The following is a 20226-nucleotide window of genomic DNA, read 5'->3' on the forward strand; positions in this document are numbered from 1 at the left end:
ATGACTCATCAGGTTTCGTTAGCCACTCTTTTTATCGTTATTCCTCTTGATTCATATGTTAAGATAACCACGGTTTAAGTTGCTAATCTAATTAACCTATTTGTTCCACTGTCATGACGTGTTTATTGTGAAATGTTCATCGTCACTGTACGCCAACTCCGATAGAGATACGCACTATAACGATATAAAACATAAATGACCATCACAAACGCGAGCGACAATTCAAAAACGACCAATCCTCCAAATAACGGATGATGAATGACGCCAAGTTGCCAAACACTGTTTGAAACGGTCGCGCTGATGACCAATGGAAAAGTAAATGCGGCATAACTCGGATAAAATGGCAACTTCAACAACTGTGGTAAATGGGCAATCGCAATAAAGTAAGAAAGTTGTGAGATTGTGTAAAGTATTATGACAAAGCCATAATGATGCTGTTCAACAACAACAAAATAGCCTGCCAAGCAAAGCGAACCTGGCGTCGATAAAATAATAATCAGCGGTTTAAAACCTTCAACTAAATCACGATAAATCACAATTTTAGCCACGATAAACGGTAGTAAAATTAAATATCCAATAAATGAAATCCACAACATCCATTGCCCTAAAATAATGGCATTAAAATGTGGCGCTGTCACAGTAATCATACCAAATCCTACAAACGGGATGAACCAACTGGGAAAAAGTGTCTCCATCGACAAAGAAGTTTTAAAAACCATTTTTATAATAAATTTAATGGATAGCACGGTATGTAGCACAATTGCAGCCCCCCATAACACAAGGGATAACTGTTCAAAAGCAGGTAGCGCGTGCAATAAAACACAAAAAAGCATCATTGACATACTAAATGTCGGAAATACCGATAATATCACAGGTTGATGCAGCTGTTGCAGACAATCCTGTGGTACCAAGAAAACTTTCAAATGTAACAACAACGCAATCAAACTGGCCAAACATACAAAGACAAAAGCGATGTCGTCCCATTGTAATGATGATAAAAATATACCACAAGATAATAAAGCAAGCATTAAACCGCTCATTGGCAACGGAATCACTTCTAAATATTGTATCCATCTTTTTTTATCCATCATATTCGCTCCTTCATGTTGAAATCAACGCCCTTATTCTCCCTCATTATAGCAATAAAACTCTCGAGAATTTTATCTTGTGATACATTTCACAATATCGAAACATTTATATCCTTATAATATAAGAAGCCTTGAAAAACATATACTTATTGATAAATAACATCATTATAAATACGTTAATTTTTAAATTATATTTCCGTACGATTGTTGACATTTTTTATAAAATAGTGAGAAAATAATGTCAAATCATAATTAGAGGTGAAACAATAATGAAAGCACTCGTATATCGTGGTCCAGGTGAAAAAGAATGGATTGAAGTAGATAAGCCGTTATTACAAAAGCCAACTGATGTCATTGTTAAAATCACTAAAACAACTATTTGTGGAACAGATTTACACATTTTAAAGGGAGATGTCCCTGCCGTGACGGATGGACGTATTTTAGGTCACGAAGGTGTGGGCATTGTTGATGAAGTCGGCGATGCCGTCACACAATTTAAAAAAGGAGATAAAGTGATTATTTCAGCGATTACCTCTTGCGGTTCGTGTTACTACTGTAAAAAACAATTGCAAGCTCATTGCGAAGATGGTGGCTGGATTTTAGGACACTTAATCGATGGAACACAGGCAGAATATGTGCGCATTCCACACGCGGACAACAGCTTGCATCGTGTACCTGATGCTGCAAATGATGAAGCACTTGTAATGTTAAGTGATATTTTACCAACCAGTTTTGAAGTCGGAACACTCAGTTCGAACGTCAACCCTGGTGATACGGTCGCTATTGTCGGTGCAGGTCCCATCGGCTTGGCTGCAGTGCTTACGGCTCAATTTTACTCACCAGCAGAAATTATTATGATTGATTTAGATGACAATCGTTTACAAGCTTCTTTAGATTTAGGTGCTACTGCTACAATTAACAGTACGAAAGAAAATGTATTAGAAAAAATTAAATCTCTTACAGAAGGTCGTGGCGTAGATGTGGCAATGGAAGCAGTAGGAATCCCTGCGACATTTGAACTTTGTCAAGATATTATTAGTCCAGGTGGACGTATTGCTAACATTGGTGTGCACGGTACAAAAGTTGATTTACACCTTGAAGAATTATGGATTAAAAACATCTCGATTACGACAGGTCTCGTTAGTGCATATTCTACGCCATTGTTACTTAAAACCGTTGAGTCTGGTAAAGTTCAACCAGAAAAACTCATCACACATCGCTTTAAGTTAGACGATATGTTAGAAGCTTATGAAGTATTTAGTAATGCAGCACAAGAAGGGACATTGAAAGTTATTATTTCCAATGAGTAATCACACTTCTATCTACTGATATGATTTAATGAAGCATTGATGACGCATGTCATAGACTGTCACATCTTTCTGTTTAAGTCTCTATCAGTCTTTAAGTGGCAGACAGTATGCGGGATGTCTATCCGTACACTGACTGTCACTTGTATTTTTTTAAACTAAACAGACACCGCACATCCAGATAATAACCGTTTTTATTCTTAATGTGCACCTCCTCAATATATAAAAAAACAGCAAAGCCTAGCCACACTTATTATGATGCTAAAACATCGCCTCTTTTGGTGGCGCCACGAGACTCATGTTACATATACGAAACATACATCAAAATGGAACCACACCTCCGTTGAATAATGGTAATCAAAACTTTAAAGACCAGTACTCTATCCGATTTAAAAAAGCCATAATATTTCTCGCTTCATTTAATAGTGCTGTTTGTATCTCCTCTAATCCTTTATCTAATAAACGACTTTTAGGTCCTGAAATGCTTAAAGCCGCACGCATTTGACCCGTCCCATCAAAAATAGGCGTAGCGATACACATCAAACCATACTCATATTCTTCACAACTCAACGCAATATGTGGATGTCTACGCATCATTAATTCTTTTTTAAAGTCATGGAATTTCGTTTTAGTATACATCGTACGCGCCTCTGCCATTTCAAAATACGCCTTGAGTTTCTCATTCGAAAACGTTTCTAAAAATAATTTACCTATGCTTGAACTGTGTAATGAAGCTGTATGCGTGAGCTCTGTTTGCAATCGATACTGTTGACCATATTCTGTATGTAAGATGCAAATTTTTTGTTCTACCAATACACCTACATTAACTGCTTCCCCCGTACAAATAACAAGTTGATGCATAAATGGTTGAATATGCTTGACAAATACATCTTTCCACTTTAATTGATTTTGATACTTCAACAGATGATAGCCTAAAGCATACATATCATTGTGATCTTGGATGACTATATTTAAATCACGCAATGTTCTTAAATATCTACACACTGTACTTTTCGGTAAATTTGTAGCACGCGCTATCCCACTAACACCTAATTTTTCATGTTCCTCCAGTACATCTAGAATTTCAAAAGCTTGAATAATCGTTTTTATGGGCATATATTTAATCATATTAATTCTCCTCTCTTTATATAAAAATAGAAAAAATAGTAATATTATCAAATAGTTATTTTTTATGCTACACTCATCCGATTAAAACACTGGCCAGATATATCTCCCTATTTTTAAAGTTATTTTCATTAAATTCAACATTGTCATATACTAAAGGTGCCATGCTTCTGATGAATATACTTGTCGTACGCTTTTCCTTTACAGGTTATAACATCTTTGGTATATTTTTTATATCAATAAAATATATTATGGAGGCGTTTTTTATGACAACACTTAAATTTGATCCAGTTCACAGTTCACTAGAATTTTCAGTTAAACACTTAATGGTTTCTAAAATTAGAGGAACTTTTAATAATTATTCAGTAGATGTGGCTGGTGATATGAATGACTTGAGCTCACTTCAAGCTGTAACTACTATTGAAGTAGATTCCATTGATACAAAAAATGAAAATCGTGATAATCACTTAAAATCTGCTGATTTCTTCAATACTGAAGTATATCCAAATATTACTTTTAAAACTAAAAACGTAACAAACAATACAATCACTGGTGAATTAACAATTGGTGGTCATACAAATGAAGAAACTTTCGAGTTTAAAAGCCATGGAATCAGCAAAAATCCCCTTTCTGGAAGTAAAGTAACGGGATTTTCAGTTTCAGGTGTCATCAATCGTGAGAAATATGGTATCAATTTCAATCAAGTTTTAGAAACTGGCGGTGTAATGATTAGTCAAGAAGTTACATTTGAATTCAATGGAGAATTTGCTATTGAAGGATAATTTTTTGAATAACATAGGGATTTGATACTTTAAAGGGGGCATAATTATGATGTCCTCCTTTTTTGAGCAGTGCGAAATACCGCTTCATGTTTGACATGTACACATACCAAACAAGTGTTAGCCTAACTTATAATCAGATAAAGTGTGTGATTACTAAACTGCTATATCTTTTCTTTCGATTTGGAGAAATATTCAAGAATACGGCCTTAGCTTCCATTAATATTATGATTCAATCACAATTTATGTCCAAGAACATTTCCTAAGTCACGTTTACGATACCTATGCATTATTCTTAATTTGCCAATCTTATCTAAAGGGGGTCACAACAATGATAGTCATCTTAATTATATTAGCAGTTATCGTTTTAGCCATCTTACTCTTTTTGAACAGTAAATTAAATCAAATGCGCCGTGAGATGACCGGTTTACCGATTTCCGCAAAATTTCCAATACGACAAAGTTTACAGCTTGATAGACAATATATGATGATCGTCAGCACACAATGTAGCGTTTGTCAGCGTATTTTTCAATCTTTAAAAAGCAAAACTTCTCTGGACTCACTTTACCTCGTTTTTAAAGAAGATACCCAGACTGTACAGCAATTCATCGTGCAACACCCACATTTAAAAAAAGTACATATCATCAGTGATATTGAGCCACAACAGTTATATATTCAAACGACACCGCTCACATATACTGTCAATCGCACAGGTCACATCATAAAAAAACAAGCCGTCGTCAGTTTAAAAGAACTTGGCTTATAATATCAATATTTATGTTATGCGCATAATTCTTCTGTAGAAAGACACTTTTAAACAAGGTTTCAATATTTCACAAGACACATGTTAGACAAAAAATGATATCTCATGCAACCGATAACCCCGTTAAAACTTATATTAACCATTATTGAACAACTCGAGTAATGCTTTATCGGTTGCATCTTTTCTTAAAATGCTCTCAGTAACAACTCAAATCATACATACACCTTCTGAACGTACTATATATAGCGTTCGTCCTCACTTCATTCATTAAGACTTTAATCATTTTGCGGTTTTGACTGATAAAATAATGTCAGTGGCAAGTGCTATCATCGTAATATCGCTTTTAAAATCGATTCAAATCCCCATCCATGTATCATAACATTTTACAGTGCTTCATATGTATAATACAGTGATATGAGAGACGCAATACCTTGCAAAATACGATGCATTCCTAAACTGGAATTAAACCAGCAAACAAAACTTGTGGAATGATTACGCGTCAAATAAATTGAATCATTTTAAATTCTGGCATTGCGAAAGTAGACCATACAATACCCAATGTTAATGAGACAAGTGTCGCCATTAATGTCAGCAAGATGACATCGCCTAACTGATTATTCACGCCATCTAACACGCTTTTGGAACCAAAAATTTTCATTCTCATATCCTCAATTTTAATCGTCGTATTCATCCCCCCATTTCCACGCCTCTAATAAGCGAATGTTCATTAAAAACTTTCACATTTCAACACCGAAACACTCTTTCTAGCTATTGAAGGCAAACCGTACACTAATCCGCTCCGCCTCGTTCAATATAAAATAAGACAGATGAAACGCCATTACAGCCGCTCATCTGTCCATATCTTACCTACTATTCATTTATTTCATGAACATAACCCATCTTCACCGTTTGATACACACGAATCTCATCATCCACAATCACAAGATCCGCATCCTTTCCAACTGCAATACTTCCTTTACACTCATCAATTTTCAATGCCTTCGCTTGGTTCAAACTGGTCACTGGCCACAATGTCTCCAAATGTTCGCCTGTGAACGCCATCAAATTGTGCAAACCTTCATTCATTTTCAAAATACTTCCCGCTAAAGAGCCAGATTCTAAATGCGCTTCCTTGCCTCTGACAATAACAACTTGCCCACCTAATTCGTAATCTCCTTCCGGCATACCTTTTGCACGCATTGCATCAGTAATCAAATACATCTTTTTAGATCCTTTTTGTTGAAAAGCGATTGCCACAGACTGTGGGTGTGAATGGACACCATCAACAATTAACTCGGTACTCAATTGTGCATTCGTCCATGCTGCACCAAACATTCCCGGGTTTCTATGGTGAAAACCGACCCCAGCATTGTACAAATGTGTGACATGCTTTACACCATCTTGGACGGCAACATTGGCCTGATCAAAGTCAACCTCTGTATGACCCATTGAAAAAATCATCTCATTTTTCAACGTTTGAATCACTTCTCGGGCACCTTCAACTTCCGGCGCAATCGTCACAATTTTAATCAGTCCACCCGCTGTTTTTTGAAAATGTTGTAACAATTCAACAGTCGGTCTCTGAATAAACTTTGGATTTTGTGCACCAATTTTATTTTCAGAGATAAAAGGCCCTTCTAAGTGAATCCCTCCTATTTCTGCCGCCTGAGTGATATCTTGTTGTTGATGGTACGTGCGGATATTACGGAGTGCCTTTTCAATCGCTTCTTGGGACTGTGTCATCGTCGTTGCAAGAAAAGTCGTCGTTCCCTCTGATAGTAAGCGTTCAGCTAAATGTTTTAACCCCTCATACGAGGCATCCATGGCATCTTCACCATATCCACCATGTATATGGATATCAATAAAACCGGGCAAGATATGACGACCCTTTGCATCTACCACATCTAAATCACCCGTATACGTCCCCGATTCAATTGCTTTGATTTTACCGTCTTCGATAATGAGATAGCCTTTTGAAATCACCGCTGCTTCTGTGTAAATGACACCATTGATTATTGCATATGCCATAGTATACCTTCTTTACTTTAATTTGATTGATTATTCATCATCGTCGTCATCGTCTTGCGTTAACATCGTGTTGACGTGAATCACACCTTCTTGCGCTTTTTGCACATAATCCGGTTCTTCACCAATCATTTTACCATTAATATAGCTGATTACCATGGGTAAACTCATACCAACGTACAGGTTCAAATCTTCACCATTCATGATTTTTTTAGCTACTGTATTCGCCGGTGTTCCTCCTAATAAGTCAGCAAATACAGTGACTTCATCCCCTTCATCTATCCACGCATCAAACGCATGCTCAAAATCTTCTGGCCCCATTTCAGGCTTTAATGCGACAGTATAAAGCCCTTCTTGTGGCCCGAGAATCATTTCTACACTATCTTTTAATCCTTCACAAAATGTACCATGACTAACAAGAATTAACTTTTCCACCGAATACTCCACCTCTTAAATTAAATCTTTGTGATTACACCTAGTGCAGACAATATAATAGAAACAATAATTACAATGAAAATTGCGCGTGTTGAATTCATATTTTTACGTCCTAAAAGCCAATACACTGCAAACACAATTAACAAGGGTAACAATCTCGGCAAAATCATATTCGCATTATCTTGGATTTTAACTGTTAAGTCACCAATTTTAGGTTGCCACGCAAATTGTACGCGGATCATTGTCGCAACAAGCGCACCAACCATGAAAACCCCGAGTAAAGTGGCTGCATTCGTTAATGATTCAAGACGATGTTGCATTGTCGTTACTAACGAAATCCCTTCTTTATAAGCAAACTTTAATTGTTTCCATCTAAACACGATAATGACCAACATCGCAACAAACCATAGCAAGGCACCAAAAGGGTTGCCGTCTTGTGCCATATTGGCTGCAATCGCACCGAATATCGTAGGGATAAGTGAACCGAAAATCGCATCCCCCACTGCGGCAAATGGTCCCATCAAGCCTACTTTGATCCCTTTGACCGATTCTTTTGCTGCAAACTGCTCTTTTTCTTCCATTGCAATATCAATACCTGTAATAATTGTATTAAAGAAATTACTCGTATTAAAGAATTGCGCATGGGTCCTCATCATTTCTTGAAGTTCAGGTGAATCGTCACCATATATTTTACGCAATTGCGGAAGGATTGTGAACAAATAACCTGAACCTTGCATCCGTTCATAGTTCCAACCTAATTGGAAGAAAAGTAAACTACGTAGATTGATTTGTCTAAAATCTTTATCTGTTAGTTGATATGGCGTTTGAGGGGGGCGTCCTGTTAATTTGACATTTTTTTCAGGGTTTTGAGACATTTTTTCTTCCCCTTGTTTATAATTCATCATCTTCAATCTCTCCTTCCTCATCCGCATCTGCCACACGTCTTTCCTCACTGTTTGCCGATACAGCTCTTGTTTTTGATGTCCGTTGATACTCCATTGCTGCTAAAGCAAAACCAATCGCTGCAATCGCTAACATAGGGAGTGATGAGAACGACATCGCGAAATTTTTATCTAAGCCAGCTACCGACGTCCCCAAACCTGATAAACCATTAAACACTGTCACCATTAAAGCAGTAATAATAAAACCTAAAATGAAGTAAGGATAGTGCTTTTTCAATGGTAAATAACGTAATAAAATCGCAAATCCGACTGCTGGTAAAACCGCCCCAGCCACAGTCAATCCGTCACCTAACCATTTTAAATCTCCATTTAAATAATCAACAATGTTTCTAACCACACCGCCTCCAAATGAAAGAGCTAAACATACTGGAATTGCACGTGATAATGCCCATGGAATCGCGCCATACAGAAAGTTACGCTCAATCCCTTTGTAATCCATTTGTTCAATTTTTCTATCGATACGATGTGCAAAGAATGTATTTGTGAAACGCGCCAAAATATCAGTTTGAATCATTAAACTTGCAACTGGTACAGCTAAGGTCGCTAACGCTTGTTGTGGATTCATACCTAACGCTACTGAGAATGCAACCGCTAGTACCGTTCCAGAGTTTGCATCAATACGAGATGCGCCACCAAATGTACCAACACCTAAAATAGTCAGTTGCATCCCACCACCGATAATTAAACCTGTTGTCACATCACCCATAATCAATCCTGAAATAATCCCTGCAAAAACAGGATGACCAAAAATGTTAAACTGTAAATCATCCAAAATTTGATAACCCGCGTACAGTGTCAAAAGTACGATTTGCCACCATAAAATCTCCATAATGAACGCCTCCTCATCCTTATGCTTTAATTAATGACATGAAATCAACCGCTTTATCATTAGGTACCATTTGCGAAACAATGTGAACACCTTTTTCTGCTAATGCTTTGAAATCAGCCACATCTTCATCCGTAATATTGATGGAGTTCGTCACCGAACGTGTTTCATCGGTTTGTGACATGTTTCCCACATTGAGCTCATCGATTGCGACACCGTGTTCAACTAATTTCACAAAACGATCCGGGCGCTTCGCAATAATCATGATCCGCTGAGAATCATATTTACCATTTTTAATATTGTTTGCTGCTTTTTCAATCGGTAACACACTGAGTTTAATCCCTGCAGGCGTCGCAAGCTTTAACGCTTGTTTGTCAATATCGCTTTGTGCAACTTCATCGTCAATCACCATAAAGCGACCAATATTTAACTTTGTTGCCCATAAGTTTGCGACTTGTCCGTGAATCAATCTACCGTCAATTCTGTTTCCAATAATTGCCATTATCAATCTCTCCTATACATTAGAAAATTTTGGTGTTGCCATTAATTGAATCTGTTCTGCATATTTCCCTTCTGAATCAAACACAATCAATTCATTGTGCCCTTCTTTTAAGAACGACTTGGGGATATATAAGGATTGTGAAGGGCCTACTTCCCAATAACGACCGATGTTGATCCCATTCACGATAACGATCCCTTTTCCGAAACCGCTTACATCAATATGCGTAGGTTGAGGCACATCGACATCAAATGTGTACTGGTAAAAAGCCGGTTGCTGTGCCGACCACTTGCCGTTAAAATGGTCTGATTTGAGTCGGTCGAAATCGATATCAAACTGCTCCCACTCCTGAACAAAGTGTAAATCTTGCATTAAGCCTTGGCCCAATCCTTTGCGCTGTGTCGGTGCTAACAATTTGTAACCGTAATTGACTCGCCCCATATTTTCAACGAGCACATCGACTTGCGGTTGCGCAGATGAGAGTGTCACTTCAAAAGTATCCCCTATTTCTTCCTGATATGCCGTGTACACATGTTCATGATCCACAAAGCAATGGACACGATCTCTGGCATCCACAAGGCGCAACTTCTCTTGTTCTGTCGCTTTATGAATATGTGTACGATAAACCATATAGCCATAACCTGAACCCGCTTCTTCCATCGTTTGTGGATAAAAAGCCGTTGTTTTTGTTGAAATCTCTTCAAGAATTTCGAATAGATTCACTTTAGCGCGTAACGGAATATCTTGAATGGCCATTAACGTTTTCCTTCTCGGCTCATGCTGCACAATATCAGGTATTTCCTCTTTTAGCATCGCTTGCAATGCAAAGTATTTCTGTGTCGGATTCCCTACTTCATCCAAAGGCGCATGATAATCATAAGAGGTCACTTGTGGTAAATCTTTCGTCCCTCGTGCGGAACACCCATTCCAGAAACCGAAATTTGTCCCTCCATGAAACATGTATAAGTTCAGGGAACCAAGCTGCACGGCATGACGTACTTCTTCAGCTAAATCATCACTATCGCGTTTAATCACAGGTTCGCCCCAACGATTAAACCAGCCATCCCAAAATTCCATACACATGAGGGGCCATTTTTTGCCAAATTCTTGTTGGTACACCTTTAAATTGTCAAAGTTTTGAATCGTCCGAGAACCGAAATTGCCTGTCGGTAAAATGTCATCTTCAATCAGACTTCCTGCACGTAAACATTGATCCCATGCCCCATCAGAAGTGAACAATGGAACGGTGACACCTTCTTGACGCATCATCTCTGCCAATGCGCGTAAGTAAACGTGATCTTGTCCAAATGAACCATATTCATTTTCGACTTGCATCATAATGATAGGCCCCCTTGATCCACTTGTAAAGGGGTTAAAATTTTGAAAAGCGCATGATAGTATTTTTTAACTTTAGCCAAATAAGCTTGATCTCTTGAACGAATGCGCATCGTCCGATCATTGAGTAACCATGCGGGAAAGCCTCCGAACTCCCATTCCGCACAAATATAAGGGGAGGGGCGCACAATCACATAAAGCCCTTGTGATTGTGCACATTCGATGAAATATTTTAAATCTTTATGCCCTGTAAAATCATACGTATCTTCTACCGTTTCATGAAAATTCCAAGGTACATACGTTTCTACAGTGTTAAACCCTAGTGCTTTCAAATTATACAAAGAGTCCTCCCAATCATCTCTCGGTATTCTAAAATAATGAATCGCACCGGATAAAATTTGAATCGGTTGTCCATCTAATAAAAACGTATCTTTGATTTCAAAACGATTCACGTCATCACCCCATTAGGATTGAATTGATGTAGCTGTCTTTCTATTGACTTCATTCAATGCTTGTAAATGTGCAAGACCTGTTGTTTCCAACCATGTTGTCGCTGCTTTCTCTCCTGCTTTTACAAAGACCTCTGTTGCACCTTTCCATGTCGCACGACCACATAAAATACCGTTAAAATGTGCGCCATGATCCGCAGCAAACTGTAACGAATCCATAAAGAGTTGGGCAGAGACACCCCCACTCAAATAGATATAAGGTAAGTCTGTTGATGCATCTTGCGCTTTAAATGCTGCTGCTGCTTCGGCTTGCGTCATCACCGTTTCTTCACCGAATCCTTCTACAAAGTTCATGTTGACTGGGATTTCCACCTTTAATGTGTCGACTTGAAAACGCGGTTCACTAAAGACACGCATGGCTTCATTTACCTTATGTGGACGCACTTTAGCAAATGCAGCGCCCTTTTCATCACCAATCGTGTCATCATAAGTCAAAATTTCAAGCAAAAACGGGATGTTTTCGGCCTGACATTCCGCACCGATTCGTTCAATCATCGCTTGCTTTTTCTGATTGATGGCATCCGGCTCATCGACATCGTAGTAAAGTAAAAATTTGACGGCATCCGCGCCCACTTCACGTAAACGTCTGACACTTTGATCTTCAATCAATCGTGGTAACCGCCCAGGTCGAGACGTATCATAACCCGTCTGCTCATAAGATAAAATCAATCCTGAGTGCGCATCGTTTGCTTTTGCTGCCGCAAGACCGTATTCGGGATCGACTAAGAAACTCGATGCCTGTGGTGTGAGGACTTCAGCAACCATCTTTTTGAAAAGTGACATATCCGCTTCACTCGCCTCGTCCCCGAGTAATTTTCTTAACGCACCACGTTGATCTACCGCTATCGCCGCATAAATCCCCTGTTCATCTACTAAACGACTTAAGTCTTTCACCATGTATATCTCTCCACTCTCATTTCTTTTTGTAATTCCGCTACTTGATCCACATCTATGCACCCTGTTTGCTCTTGCAATGCGTTTGAAGTGCCACACGCTAAAGCGAGACGAATCAATGCTTCGGGTTCTAGCGCTTGTTCAACACCATAAGCAATTCCGGCAACAGTTGAATCCCCAGACCCCACTGGATTGACAATGTCTTGATGCGGAATCGTCGCACGATAAAGTTGTTGCTGCCATTTCACGAGTGCGCCATCTCCCCCTAGCGTTAAAAAGACATCGCAATGCTCAAACATCGCATGCGTCTGCAATATTCGGGCAATATCCTCAATCGTCAAATCTGTCTCATCGACTAACATTTCAAATTCTGACTGATTCGGTTTGATGCAATGAATCGGAAGCTGTGCTTGTAATAATGCTTTCAACTCTCCTGCATGTGTGTCCACAATATGATAGGTTTGTTCCGTTGCACGTAAAATACGCGCCATGTGGTCGAATTTGGAGTGACCTTCAAATTGTGGAGAACTACCGCTGATCGTCATCACCTTAGCGCCTGCAGTTTGCTCGATCATCGTGTCAAAATACGTTTGCTGCTCATCCGCTAAAATCGTAGGGCCTTGTTCGAGAATCTCCGTCTGTGACTGTCCATCATTCAGTGCGATACTTTGTCTCGTTTGCCCTTCAATCCGTGTGAACGCACTAGTAATGCCCATCGCTGTTAATGTCTCCTCAATCCATTGGCCATTGGCACCCCCGATATACCCCAATGCACAATGCGTTGCACCTAACTGATGGAGCACTTTTGTGACATTGATTCCTTTACCTCCAGGGTTTTCAATTTTCCGTTGAACACGATGGACCTCGCCCACCACTAATGGATTGATTTGATACGTTATATCCACAGAAGGATTAAATGTATGTGTTGCTATCATGTCTATCACCCTTTTACAGGATAAATCGTAACCCCTTTAACGACACGATTGATAAAACCGTCCGGGCTCGGATTATCCGGATTTAAACCTAGTGCATCAGCGCGTTGTGCAGCAAGTAATTGACCAAATATTAAATATTGTAAAGCGAGCTCCATATCCGATAATGCTTCAGAGTTTGGCAATTGGACGGTATGCGCACCTTTATCATCTTGGCCATCTAAAATATAAACTTTATAGCGATCTGTCACTTCCCCTACCTCTCGAATTAAATCATCCTCATATTGACGGTGGTAAGGTTGATTACTTCGCATCATAATGAAAATCGCATCTTTACTTAAACCCGCCTTTGGTCCATGTCTGAAACCTAACGTCGTTTCTCGTGCAATTTCGGTTTGTCCAGCTGTCAATTCGTTAAGCTTCAAACTGACTTCTTTTGTCAATTCACCAATCAACCCTGTCGCCACATAAAAGACTTTTGAGAAATCAAGCTGATTCACAGCTTTCGCTTGTTGTTCTAACCATTCAAAATTCGTTGTCATTATGTCAAAAAAACGAGGATGGACTGTCCCACCAAAAAGAAGGTAACTCGCGAATAACATTGATGAAAAGCTCGATGTCATCGCTAATGATTGATCATTCGTCTCTTCAGGTAACACAATTTTAAATACGTGGGCATCATCACTATCATATGCACCTAAAAAACCTTCTTGATTGTTCGTAATAAACAAGTGATATACATTTTGAGATAATGTATTCGCAAACTCTACCGTTGCTTTTGTCTCTGGACTATTGCCAGAGCGTGCAAACGATACGATTAAATATACCGTTTCCGCATCGATATACAGATGGGGATCTGTCACAAAATGTGTTGTCGGTACGGATTCAAACTCAAAACGAGGCATGACCGATGTATGACGTGCCATGCGGACGACGTCACCAACATAAGCACTTGAACCTGCCCCTGTGAACATCACTTTCAACTTTTTGTCTGGGTGCTGTTGCTCAATTTGGCGAACAAATTGTTCAAAGTCCGCTCGCTTTTCTTGAACAATATTAAATGTTTTTTGTAAAGTTTTTGGTTGTTGCTTTATTTCACGATAAGTATCTGTCTCATATAACACAATAGTGCCTCCATTCCATTTTTCACATCAATTTCACAGTGTATTTATATTTATGACCGCTTGCGACACTTTGAGTAAACTCAATCAAATGCCCCTCCATATAACTGAAACGTTCAATAAACATACAACTGTCATCAGGGGTGCCATTCAATAATTTGGCATACTCTTTACTTAGTTTACTCGCTGTCAAATTTTCATATGCATTCGTAATTTGCAATCCATAATGATGATTAAGTGTTTCATATAAAGAAACCCGATTAAAATCAAACTGTTCTAATCCTTCGCAAAAACGCATCGGTAAATAGCTGACCTCATAAATCAATGGGACGTTGTTAGACAACCTCAGGCGCTTAAGCTCATAAACATATTGATACGGTGTGAGATTCATTTTCTCTTGTAAAAATGAGGTAGAGGGTATGAGCTTAATACTCAACATCTTTGTACTTGCCTCATCACCATTTTTTTCTATCTCGTCTTTAAAACTATAAAGTGCATTTAAAAATTGCGTATACTGACTTCCGAGTACAAACGAACCTTTGCCATGCTCACGCTTAATCAGATGATCTTTCTCTAAACGATCGAGCGCTTCTCGAACTGTAATACGACTGACACCAAATTGCTCACAAAGTTTACGTTCAGAAGGTATTTTGTCCCCTTCTTTGTACACGCCATCTTTAATACGACTATGAATGCCCTTATAGATTTGATAATATAACGGCAATTTCTCAGACATTTTTTCACCACCTACTGGTTATAACCACTTCAAATTATAAAGTGCTTCATTATTTTTGTAAAGACTTTAATTTTAATATTTACGCTTTATTAACGCTATTTCTATGATATCAAATCGTATTCATTACGAAATAATATGCAGATTAAAAAAATTTTTTCGCACTAATCTGGTTATTACCACTTTCAAAAATTATCAAGCGTGTTAATTTTTTAACAATTCTAAAAACAATGTCCGGTGTACATTTCCACTATTTTAGAAGTGGCCTTATCCTCCTAAAAACTGGTATTATTTTACGACCCAAAAACAACCTTAAATACTGTCATACCAATGATGTAAGGGTTTACAAAATAAATTGTTGGTTATATATTTTATTTAATTAACATTTGAGGAGTGCATAGAATCATGGTCAATCAACAAAAACAAAATTATGGTATCCGAAAATATGCAATTGGAACTTCATCTGTATTATTAGGCGTCACATTATTCATTTCACATGCGGCTCACGCATCTGCCGCAGAAATCACAGCAGCCAACTCAGAACAAGATCTCATACCGCACATCAGTTTACATGAGCCGGTAGACACCCTTGCCAGTGACAACACAACAACACGTAAACTCGATCAAGACGAACCGACTCAAAGTACTGAAAAAGACAATGCCGCATCTCAGGTCATAGATAAAATACCTACTCAGACCGACACATCCACAGAACAAGTGACAACAGCAACCCAACCAACACGTGACAATGGCCAATCATCACCACAAACTGAAACAGGATCATCGTCACATCTTAAAGCAACAAATGATCAAGTTCAACCGGAGAAGCGTCTCTCTACTGATAACGCTAAAGAGGCTGATGTATCCCGAATGGATCCACTCATCGTTGAAGACAAGACGACTTCAACACCTCTTACAACATCACCACCACAAGATATACCGACTGTTGAGGTGCATGATATCGTACATGCAGTTGCACCGCTGACACCGATATCCGAACAACCTGAAAATGACAATCAGGTCAACACATCAGCATTCGCTGCGTTGCCGCGTGAAAATGTACAGATTTCAAACCCACAACAGACACTAACACGAGCAGCAGTCACACAAGAATCGTCTGACATAGATACACTCACTTCTGAAGATATGATTGCTACAATCGATAAAAAGTTTCCTGCTGTAAAGGGATACACATTGAAAAACGGCAAAAAGGTTCCAGGACAAGTCGTGGATGCACGACAAATCATCGTCAATAACGAAGTCATTACGCCAACTGTCAACTATCAAAAAGTCGATGCACATACGGCTGAATATGAACTCATTGCACAAAACGAGGCACGAACTGTTGATGTAACATTCAAAATCCGTCTCTCTATTGTCAATCGTACAGTTGATTTAGAGATGCTAGATTATGTCAATCACCTTACAGACCCAAACCATATTATTCGCAATTTTGCCTTTGTTGATCAATCACTCGTTTCCATCAATAGCCAACAGCAAAATGCCACACTTCAAACAACTAAAATGTCAACGAACACAATGCAAAGTGGTGACCGTGCCTATACTATTGATCACAACTTTGCAGAAAACTTCACTGATTATATGATGTACGGTTTCGTGTCGAATCATGACTATAGCGCCGGACTATGGAGTAATGCCCAAATGGGTGTTGGTGGGGATCAAGACTTTTTACGTGTCGTGGCACAAGCAATATCAATAGAAAACGGTGTATCAGTGGGATTAGGTGCGATGCCATGGATTATCCAACCTTCCCCTGAACATCCTAACGCTAAAGCACAAGGCTTATTGCCTCACGTCAAAATTGCAATCGCAGAAGATGAGAATCAAGACGGGGAAATCAACTGGCAAGATGGCGCGATTGCATACCGTGCGATTATGAACAACCCATATGGTTATGAAGAAGTTCCCGAATTAGTCGGCTATCGCATCGCCATGAATTTTGGTTCACAAGCACAAAATCCATTTTTAAAAACATTAGATGGTGTTAAAAAGTTCTATCTCAATACAGACGGTTTAGGACAGTCCATTTTATTAAAAGGCTACAATAGTGAGGGACACGATTCTGGACATCTCGATTACGCCAATATCGGGCAACGGATGGGCGGTGCAAAAGATTTTAATACCCTTCTGAAGAAAGGGGCAGATTACGGCGCACGGTTTGGGATACACATCAATGCCTCAGAAACATATCCAGAATCAAAAGTCTTCAACCCTGACTTGCTCATGAAGCACGAGGATGGAACTTACAGCTATGGATGGAATTGGCTCGATCAAGGATTTAACATCGATGCCGATTATGATTTGACACACGGACGTCAAAAACGTTTCCAAGCATTAAAAGACATTGTTGGTGATCGTCTTGATTTCATTTACGTCGACGTTTGGGGCAATGGTCAATCTGGAGATAATACTGCTTGGCCATCGCACCAACTCGCCAAAGAACTAAATGACCTTGGCTGGCGCGTTGGTGTTGAATGGGGTCATGGTATGGAATACGATTCAACGTTCCAACATTGGGCAGCTGATTTAACTTACGGTGGATTCGCATATAAAGGGATCAACTCTGAAGTCGCCCGATTTATTCGCAATCACCAAAAGGATTCTTGGGTGGGAGACTATTCTTCATATTCAGGTGCAGCTGAATTCCCATTACTTGGTGGTTACAGTATGAAAGACTTCGAAGGTTGGCAAGGGCGCAATGATTATGCTAGCTATATTAAAAACATTTTCAACGTCGACTTACCTACAAAATTTTTACAACATTACAAAGTCATGCGCATTAAAGACGGGCACCCTGTGAAAATGACCGCTAACAACCAAACAATCGATTGGACACCCGAGATGCAAGTCGATTTACAAAATGATGCCGGCGATCAAGTTACAGTCACACGGAAATCGAACGATTACGAAAATGATCTCGCCAACTATCGTTCACGTACTATCACATTGAATGGACAAACCGTTTTAGACGGTGAGACGTATTTGCTCCCATGGAATTGGGATGCACAAGGCCAACCGCTCACAGGCGATCAACAGAAACTATATCATTGGAATAAAAACGGTGGCACAACGACGTGGACATTACCGGATACATGGCAAACGAATCAAGTTGTCGTTTACGAGCTGACTGAAACGGGTCGCCTCGCACCGCGTATCATCCCAGTTCAAGCGCATCAAATTACACTGGACGATATTAAAGCCGAAACACCTTATGTTATCTATCCGACAATACAACCTGACAACACAGATGTGCATTGGAGTGAAGGGGTACATGTGACGGATACAGGCTTTAACTCACAACAATTGTCATCTTGGACGATAACAGGAGATGCACCACAAGTCAGCATCACTAAGTCGGTCTCGTCCAATGACATGCTCAAAATTGATAGTCCGGCGCAAGAAACACAACTGACACAGTCATTGACAGATTTAGTGCCGGGTCAACGTTATGCTTTGTATGTCGGCGTAGACAATCGCAGTCAAGCACTGACACATATCCGCGTGTCACATCAAGGAAAAACACTTGCGAGCAATCAAACCGGACAATCCATTGCTAAAAATTATGTTAAAGCGGACGCACATAATACGAGTCCAAATTCTGCCACGTACCCAAATGGTGAGAGTTATTTCCAAAATATGTATCTCTACTTTGTCGCACCTGAAGACGGTCAAGTCGATTTCACCATTCAACGTGATGCCGGAGAAGGCGCAACCTATTTCGATGATATTCGGGTCGTCGAAAATGACGCTCATCTCTATCGTGATGGTGTGTTCTATCAAGATTTTGAAAATGTGCCACAAGGCTTGTTTCCTTTTGTAGTCTCAGAAGCAGAAGGGGTGGAAGATAACCGCATTCACTTATCAGAGAAAAACGCCCCTTACACACAAAGAGGCTGGAATCATAAACGGGTCAATGATGTAATTGCAGGCCAATGGTCATTAAAAGTAAACGGACAAACCGAAAAAAATAAGATGCTCATTCAAACCATTCCACAAAACTTTTACTTTGAACCCGGAGCAAAGTATGAAGTGTCGTTTGATTACGAGTCAGGCTCTGACAACACTTATGCCTTTGCAACAGGCAGTGGTGACATTTCTAAAAATCGTGATTTCAAATTATCACCGTTGGAAAATACAATCGATCAAAATGGTCCACAGCGCGTGACCTTTAATATTACAGGTGATCAAAATGGTCAGACGTGGATTGGCATCTATTCTACTGATGTACCAGCCGATTCAAGAGGCGTCACTAACAACAATCAAATCAATTTTGAAGGGACCAAAGATTTCATCCTTGATAACTTAACAATTCGTAAGTTAGATGCCCCTTCTATGGCCCATCCACAAGATGATCCAAAGACAACTCAAGATACGACCGAACAAACAAAGGCGCCTGATACACTTCCATCCCATCATACGGCGTCTTCCGACAACAACCATGTGGGAATCACACATGAAGAAAGTCCTATGCACAAGCAATGGGAGACGATAACAGAGACAAACATGACGGCATCAACGTTGACTCACAGCCGTCTAGATTTACCTATCGCAAATGACAACACACATCGAGTGGCTACTCATCAATCACAGTCAGAGGCAGTGCGTGTCCTTCCTGTAACAACAGCCCCTACACAAACTGTGTCAGCCGTTCCATCGAATGCCGCACATCCCGTTGAATTACCGCACACAGGTGACCCAACACGTTCCGAACGCGGTCCACTTATGGCAGTCATTTTCGGTGCGATTTTAACAGGATTGGGCATACGAAAACAGCATAAAACAAAGTAACAGCATCCTAGAAATGATCCCAATACCCGAACAAATATGAGCGGTCAGATGGCGATTCATGTCACGGATATAAAGCGAACGAAA

Annotated in this window: 16 protein-coding genes and 1 pseudogene; 4 read left to right on the forward strand and 13 right to left on the reverse strand. The window is 39.5% G+C overall.

What is annotated here, in order from left to right:
- Positions 1 to 122: 122 nt before the first annotated feature.
- Entirely contained in the window at positions 123 to 1088 is a 966-nt protein-coding gene (locus tag B5P37_RS05445; RefSeq protein ID WP_169710783.1) for a TDT family transporter, read from the reverse strand.
- A gap of 269 nt (positions 1089 to 1357) precedes the next feature.
- Between B5P37_RS05445 and B5P37_RS05450 the strand changes: the two genes are divergently transcribed.
- Positions 1358 to 2398 carry a zinc-dependent alcohol dehydrogenase family protein gene (locus tag B5P37_RS05450; RefSeq protein ID WP_085237280.1) on the forward strand — a complete coding sequence of 347 codons (1041 nt, stop codon included), beginning with the start codon at positions 1358 to 1360 and terminating at the stop codon, positions 2396 to 2398.
- Between the two features lie 354 nt (positions 2399 to 2752).
- On the opposite strand, the gene B5P37_RS05455 is transcribed toward B5P37_RS05450, so the two are convergent.
- A complete protein-coding gene (locus tag B5P37_RS05455; RefSeq protein WP_085237281.1) occupies positions 2753 to 3523 on the reverse strand; it encodes an IclR family transcriptional regulator in 771 nt (256 codons plus the stop codon).
- Between the two features lie 263 nt (positions 3524 to 3786).
- Here B5P37_RS05455 and B5P37_RS05460 point away from each other — a divergent pair, with 263 nt between their 5' ends.
- Positions 3787 to 4302 (forward strand): YceI family protein, encoded by a 516-nt coding sequence (locus tag B5P37_RS05460; RefSeq protein WP_085237282.1) that lies wholly within the window; start codon positions 3787 to 3789, stop codon positions 4300 to 4302.
- Positions 4303 to 4630: 328 nt separating this feature from the next.
- Complete coding sequence (locus B5P37_RS05465) at positions 4631 to 5065, forward strand: hypothetical protein (RefSeq protein WP_085237283.1); 435 nt, start codon at positions 4631 to 4633, stop codon at positions 5063 to 5065.
- 496 nt (positions 5066 to 5561) lie between these two features.
- Here the strand turns inward: B5P37_RS05465 and B5P37_RS11965 are convergent, their stop codons facing one another.
- From B5P37_RS11965 to B5P37_RS05520, 11 genes and pseudogenes are all read right to left on the reverse strand, one after another.
- Positions 5562 to 5753, reverse strand: coding sequence for a hypothetical protein (locus tag B5P37_RS11965; protein WP_085237284.1), 192 nt, complete (start codon positions 5751 to 5753; stop codon positions 5562 to 5564).
- A gap of 179 nt (positions 5754 to 5932) precedes the next feature.
- Positions 5933 to 7090: an N-acetylglucosamine-6-phosphate deacetylase gene (nagA, locus tag B5P37_RS05475; protein WP_085237285.1), complete on the reverse strand. Its 1158-nt coding sequence runs from the start codon at positions 7088 to 7090 to the stop codon at positions 5933 to 5935.
- Between the two features lie 30 nt (positions 7091 to 7120).
- Positions 7121 to 7522 (reverse strand): PTS sugar transporter subunit IIA, encoded by a 402-nt coding sequence (locus B5P37_RS05480; protein WP_085237286.1) that lies wholly within the window; start codon positions 7520 to 7522, stop codon positions 7121 to 7123.
- A 20-nt stretch (positions 7523 to 7542) separates the two neighbouring features.
- Entirely contained in the window at positions 7543 to 8427 is an 885-nt protein-coding gene (locus B5P37_RS05485; RefSeq protein WP_085237287.1) for a PTS system mannose/fructose/sorbose family transporter subunit IID, read from the reverse strand.
- Positions 8414 to 9313, reverse strand: a complete 900-nt coding sequence (locus tag B5P37_RS05490) for a PTS mannose/fructose/sorbose/N-acetylgalactosamine transporter subunit IIC (RefSeq protein WP_085237288.1) — start codon at positions 9311 to 9313, stop codon at positions 8414 to 8416. Before B5P37_RS05490 ends, B5P37_RS05485 begins: the two co-directional genes overlap by 14 nt.
- Positions 9314 to 9332: 19 nt before the next feature.
- Entirely contained in the window at positions 9333 to 9812 is a 480-nt protein-coding gene (locus B5P37_RS05495; RefSeq protein ID WP_085237289.1) for a PTS sugar transporter subunit IIB, read from the reverse strand.
- 12 nt (positions 9813 to 9824) lie between these two features.
- A pseudogene (locus tag B5P37_RS05500) lies at positions 9825 to 11596 on the reverse strand (glycoside hydrolase family 35 protein).
- A gap of 12 nt (positions 11597 to 11608) precedes the next feature.
- Positions 11609 to 12550 (reverse strand): tagatose 1,6-diphosphate aldolase, encoded by a 942-nt coding sequence (locus B5P37_RS05505; protein ID WP_085237290.1) that lies wholly within the window; start codon positions 12548 to 12550, stop codon positions 11609 to 11611.
- Entirely contained in the window at positions 12544 to 13482 is a 939-nt protein-coding gene (locus B5P37_RS05510; protein ID WP_085237291.1) for a 1-phosphofructokinase family hexose kinase, read from the reverse strand. The genes B5P37_RS05505 and B5P37_RS05510 overlap by 7 nt, the downstream gene beginning before the upstream one ends.
- 5 nt (positions 13483 to 13487) lie before the next feature.
- Positions 13488 to 14603 (reverse strand): SIS domain-containing protein, encoded by a 1116-nt coding sequence (locus tag B5P37_RS05515; protein ID WP_085237292.1) that lies wholly within the window; start codon positions 14601 to 14603, stop codon positions 13488 to 13490.
- A 22-nt stretch (positions 14604 to 14625) separates the two neighbouring features.
- Positions 14626 to 15336, reverse strand: coding sequence for a GntR family transcriptional regulator (locus tag B5P37_RS05520; RefSeq protein WP_085237293.1), 711 nt, complete (start codon positions 15334 to 15336; stop codon positions 14626 to 14628).
- Between the two features lie 402 nt (positions 15337 to 15738).
- Here B5P37_RS05520 and B5P37_RS05525 point away from each other — a divergent pair, with 402 nt between their 5' ends.
- The gene (locus B5P37_RS05525; RefSeq protein WP_085237294.1) at positions 15739 to 20142 is read left to right on the forward strand and encodes an endo-alpha-N-acetylgalactosaminidase family protein; all 4404 of its coding nucleotides are present in this window, start codon (positions 15739 to 15741) and stop codon (positions 20140 to 20142) included.
- The last annotated feature ends 84 nt before the right edge of the window (positions 20143 to 20226 follow it).

The organism is Staphylococcus lutrae (genome assembly GCF_002101335.1).
Lineage (GTDB): Bacteria > Bacillota > Bacilli > Staphylococcales > Staphylococcaceae > Staphylococcus > Staphylococcus lutrae.

What these genes read in the sequence shown, in the direction of transcription:
- B5P37_RS05445 (WP_169710783.1), bottom strand. Translation starts at nt 1,088, where the DNA reads ATGGATAAAAAAAGATGGATACAATATTTAGAAGTGATTCCGTTGCCA.
- B5P37_RS05505 (WP_085237290.1), bottom strand. Translation starts at nt 12,550, where the DNA reads ATGGTGAAAGACTTAAGTCGTTTAGTAGATGAACAGGGGATTTATGCG.
- B5P37_RS05510 (WP_085237291.1), bottom strand. Translation starts at nt 13,482, where the DNA reads ATGATAGCAACACATACATTTAATCCTTCTGTGGATATAACGTATCAA.
- B5P37_RS05465 (WP_085237283.1), top strand. Translation starts at nt 4,631, where the DNA reads ATGATAGTCATCTTAATTATATTAGCAGTTATCGTTTTAGCCATCTTA.
- B5P37_RS11965 (WP_085237284.1), bottom strand. Translation starts at nt 5,753, where the DNA reads ATGAATACGACGATTAAAATTGAGGATATGAGAATGAAAATTTTTGGT.
- B5P37_RS05460 (WP_085237282.1), top strand. Translation starts at nt 3,787, where the DNA reads ATGACAACACTTAAATTTGATCCAGTTCACAGTTCACTAGAATTTTCA.
- B5P37_RS05495 (WP_085237289.1), bottom strand. Translation starts at nt 9,812, where the DNA reads ATGGCAATTATTGGAAACAGAATTGACGGTAGATTGATTCACGGACAA.
- B5P37_RS05525 (WP_085237294.1), top strand. Translation starts at nt 15,739, where the DNA reads ATGGTCAATCAACAAAAACAAAATTATGGTATCCGAAAATATGCAATT.
- B5P37_RS05455 (WP_085237281.1), bottom strand. Translation starts at nt 3,523, where the DNA reads ATGATTAAATATATGCCCATAAAAACGATTATTCAAGCTTTTGAAATT.
- nagA (WP_085237285.1), bottom strand. Translation starts at nt 7,090, where the DNA reads ATGGCATATGCAATAATCAATGGTGTCATTTACACAGAAGCAGCGGTG.
- B5P37_RS05450 (WP_085237280.1), top strand. Translation starts at nt 1,358, where the DNA reads ATGAAAGCACTCGTATATCGTGGTCCAGGTGAAAAAGAATGGATTGAA.
- B5P37_RS05490 (WP_085237288.1), bottom strand. Translation starts at nt 9,313, where the DNA reads ATGGAGATTTTATGGTGGCAAATCGTACTTTTGACACTGTACGCGGGT.
- B5P37_RS05485 (WP_085237287.1), bottom strand. Translation starts at nt 8,427, where the DNA reads ATGATGAATTATAAACAAGGGGAAGAAAAAATGTCTCAAAACCCTGAA.
- B5P37_RS05520 (WP_085237293.1), bottom strand. Translation starts at nt 15,336, where the DNA reads ATGTCTGAGAAATTGCCGTTATATTATCAAATCTATAAGGGCATTCAT.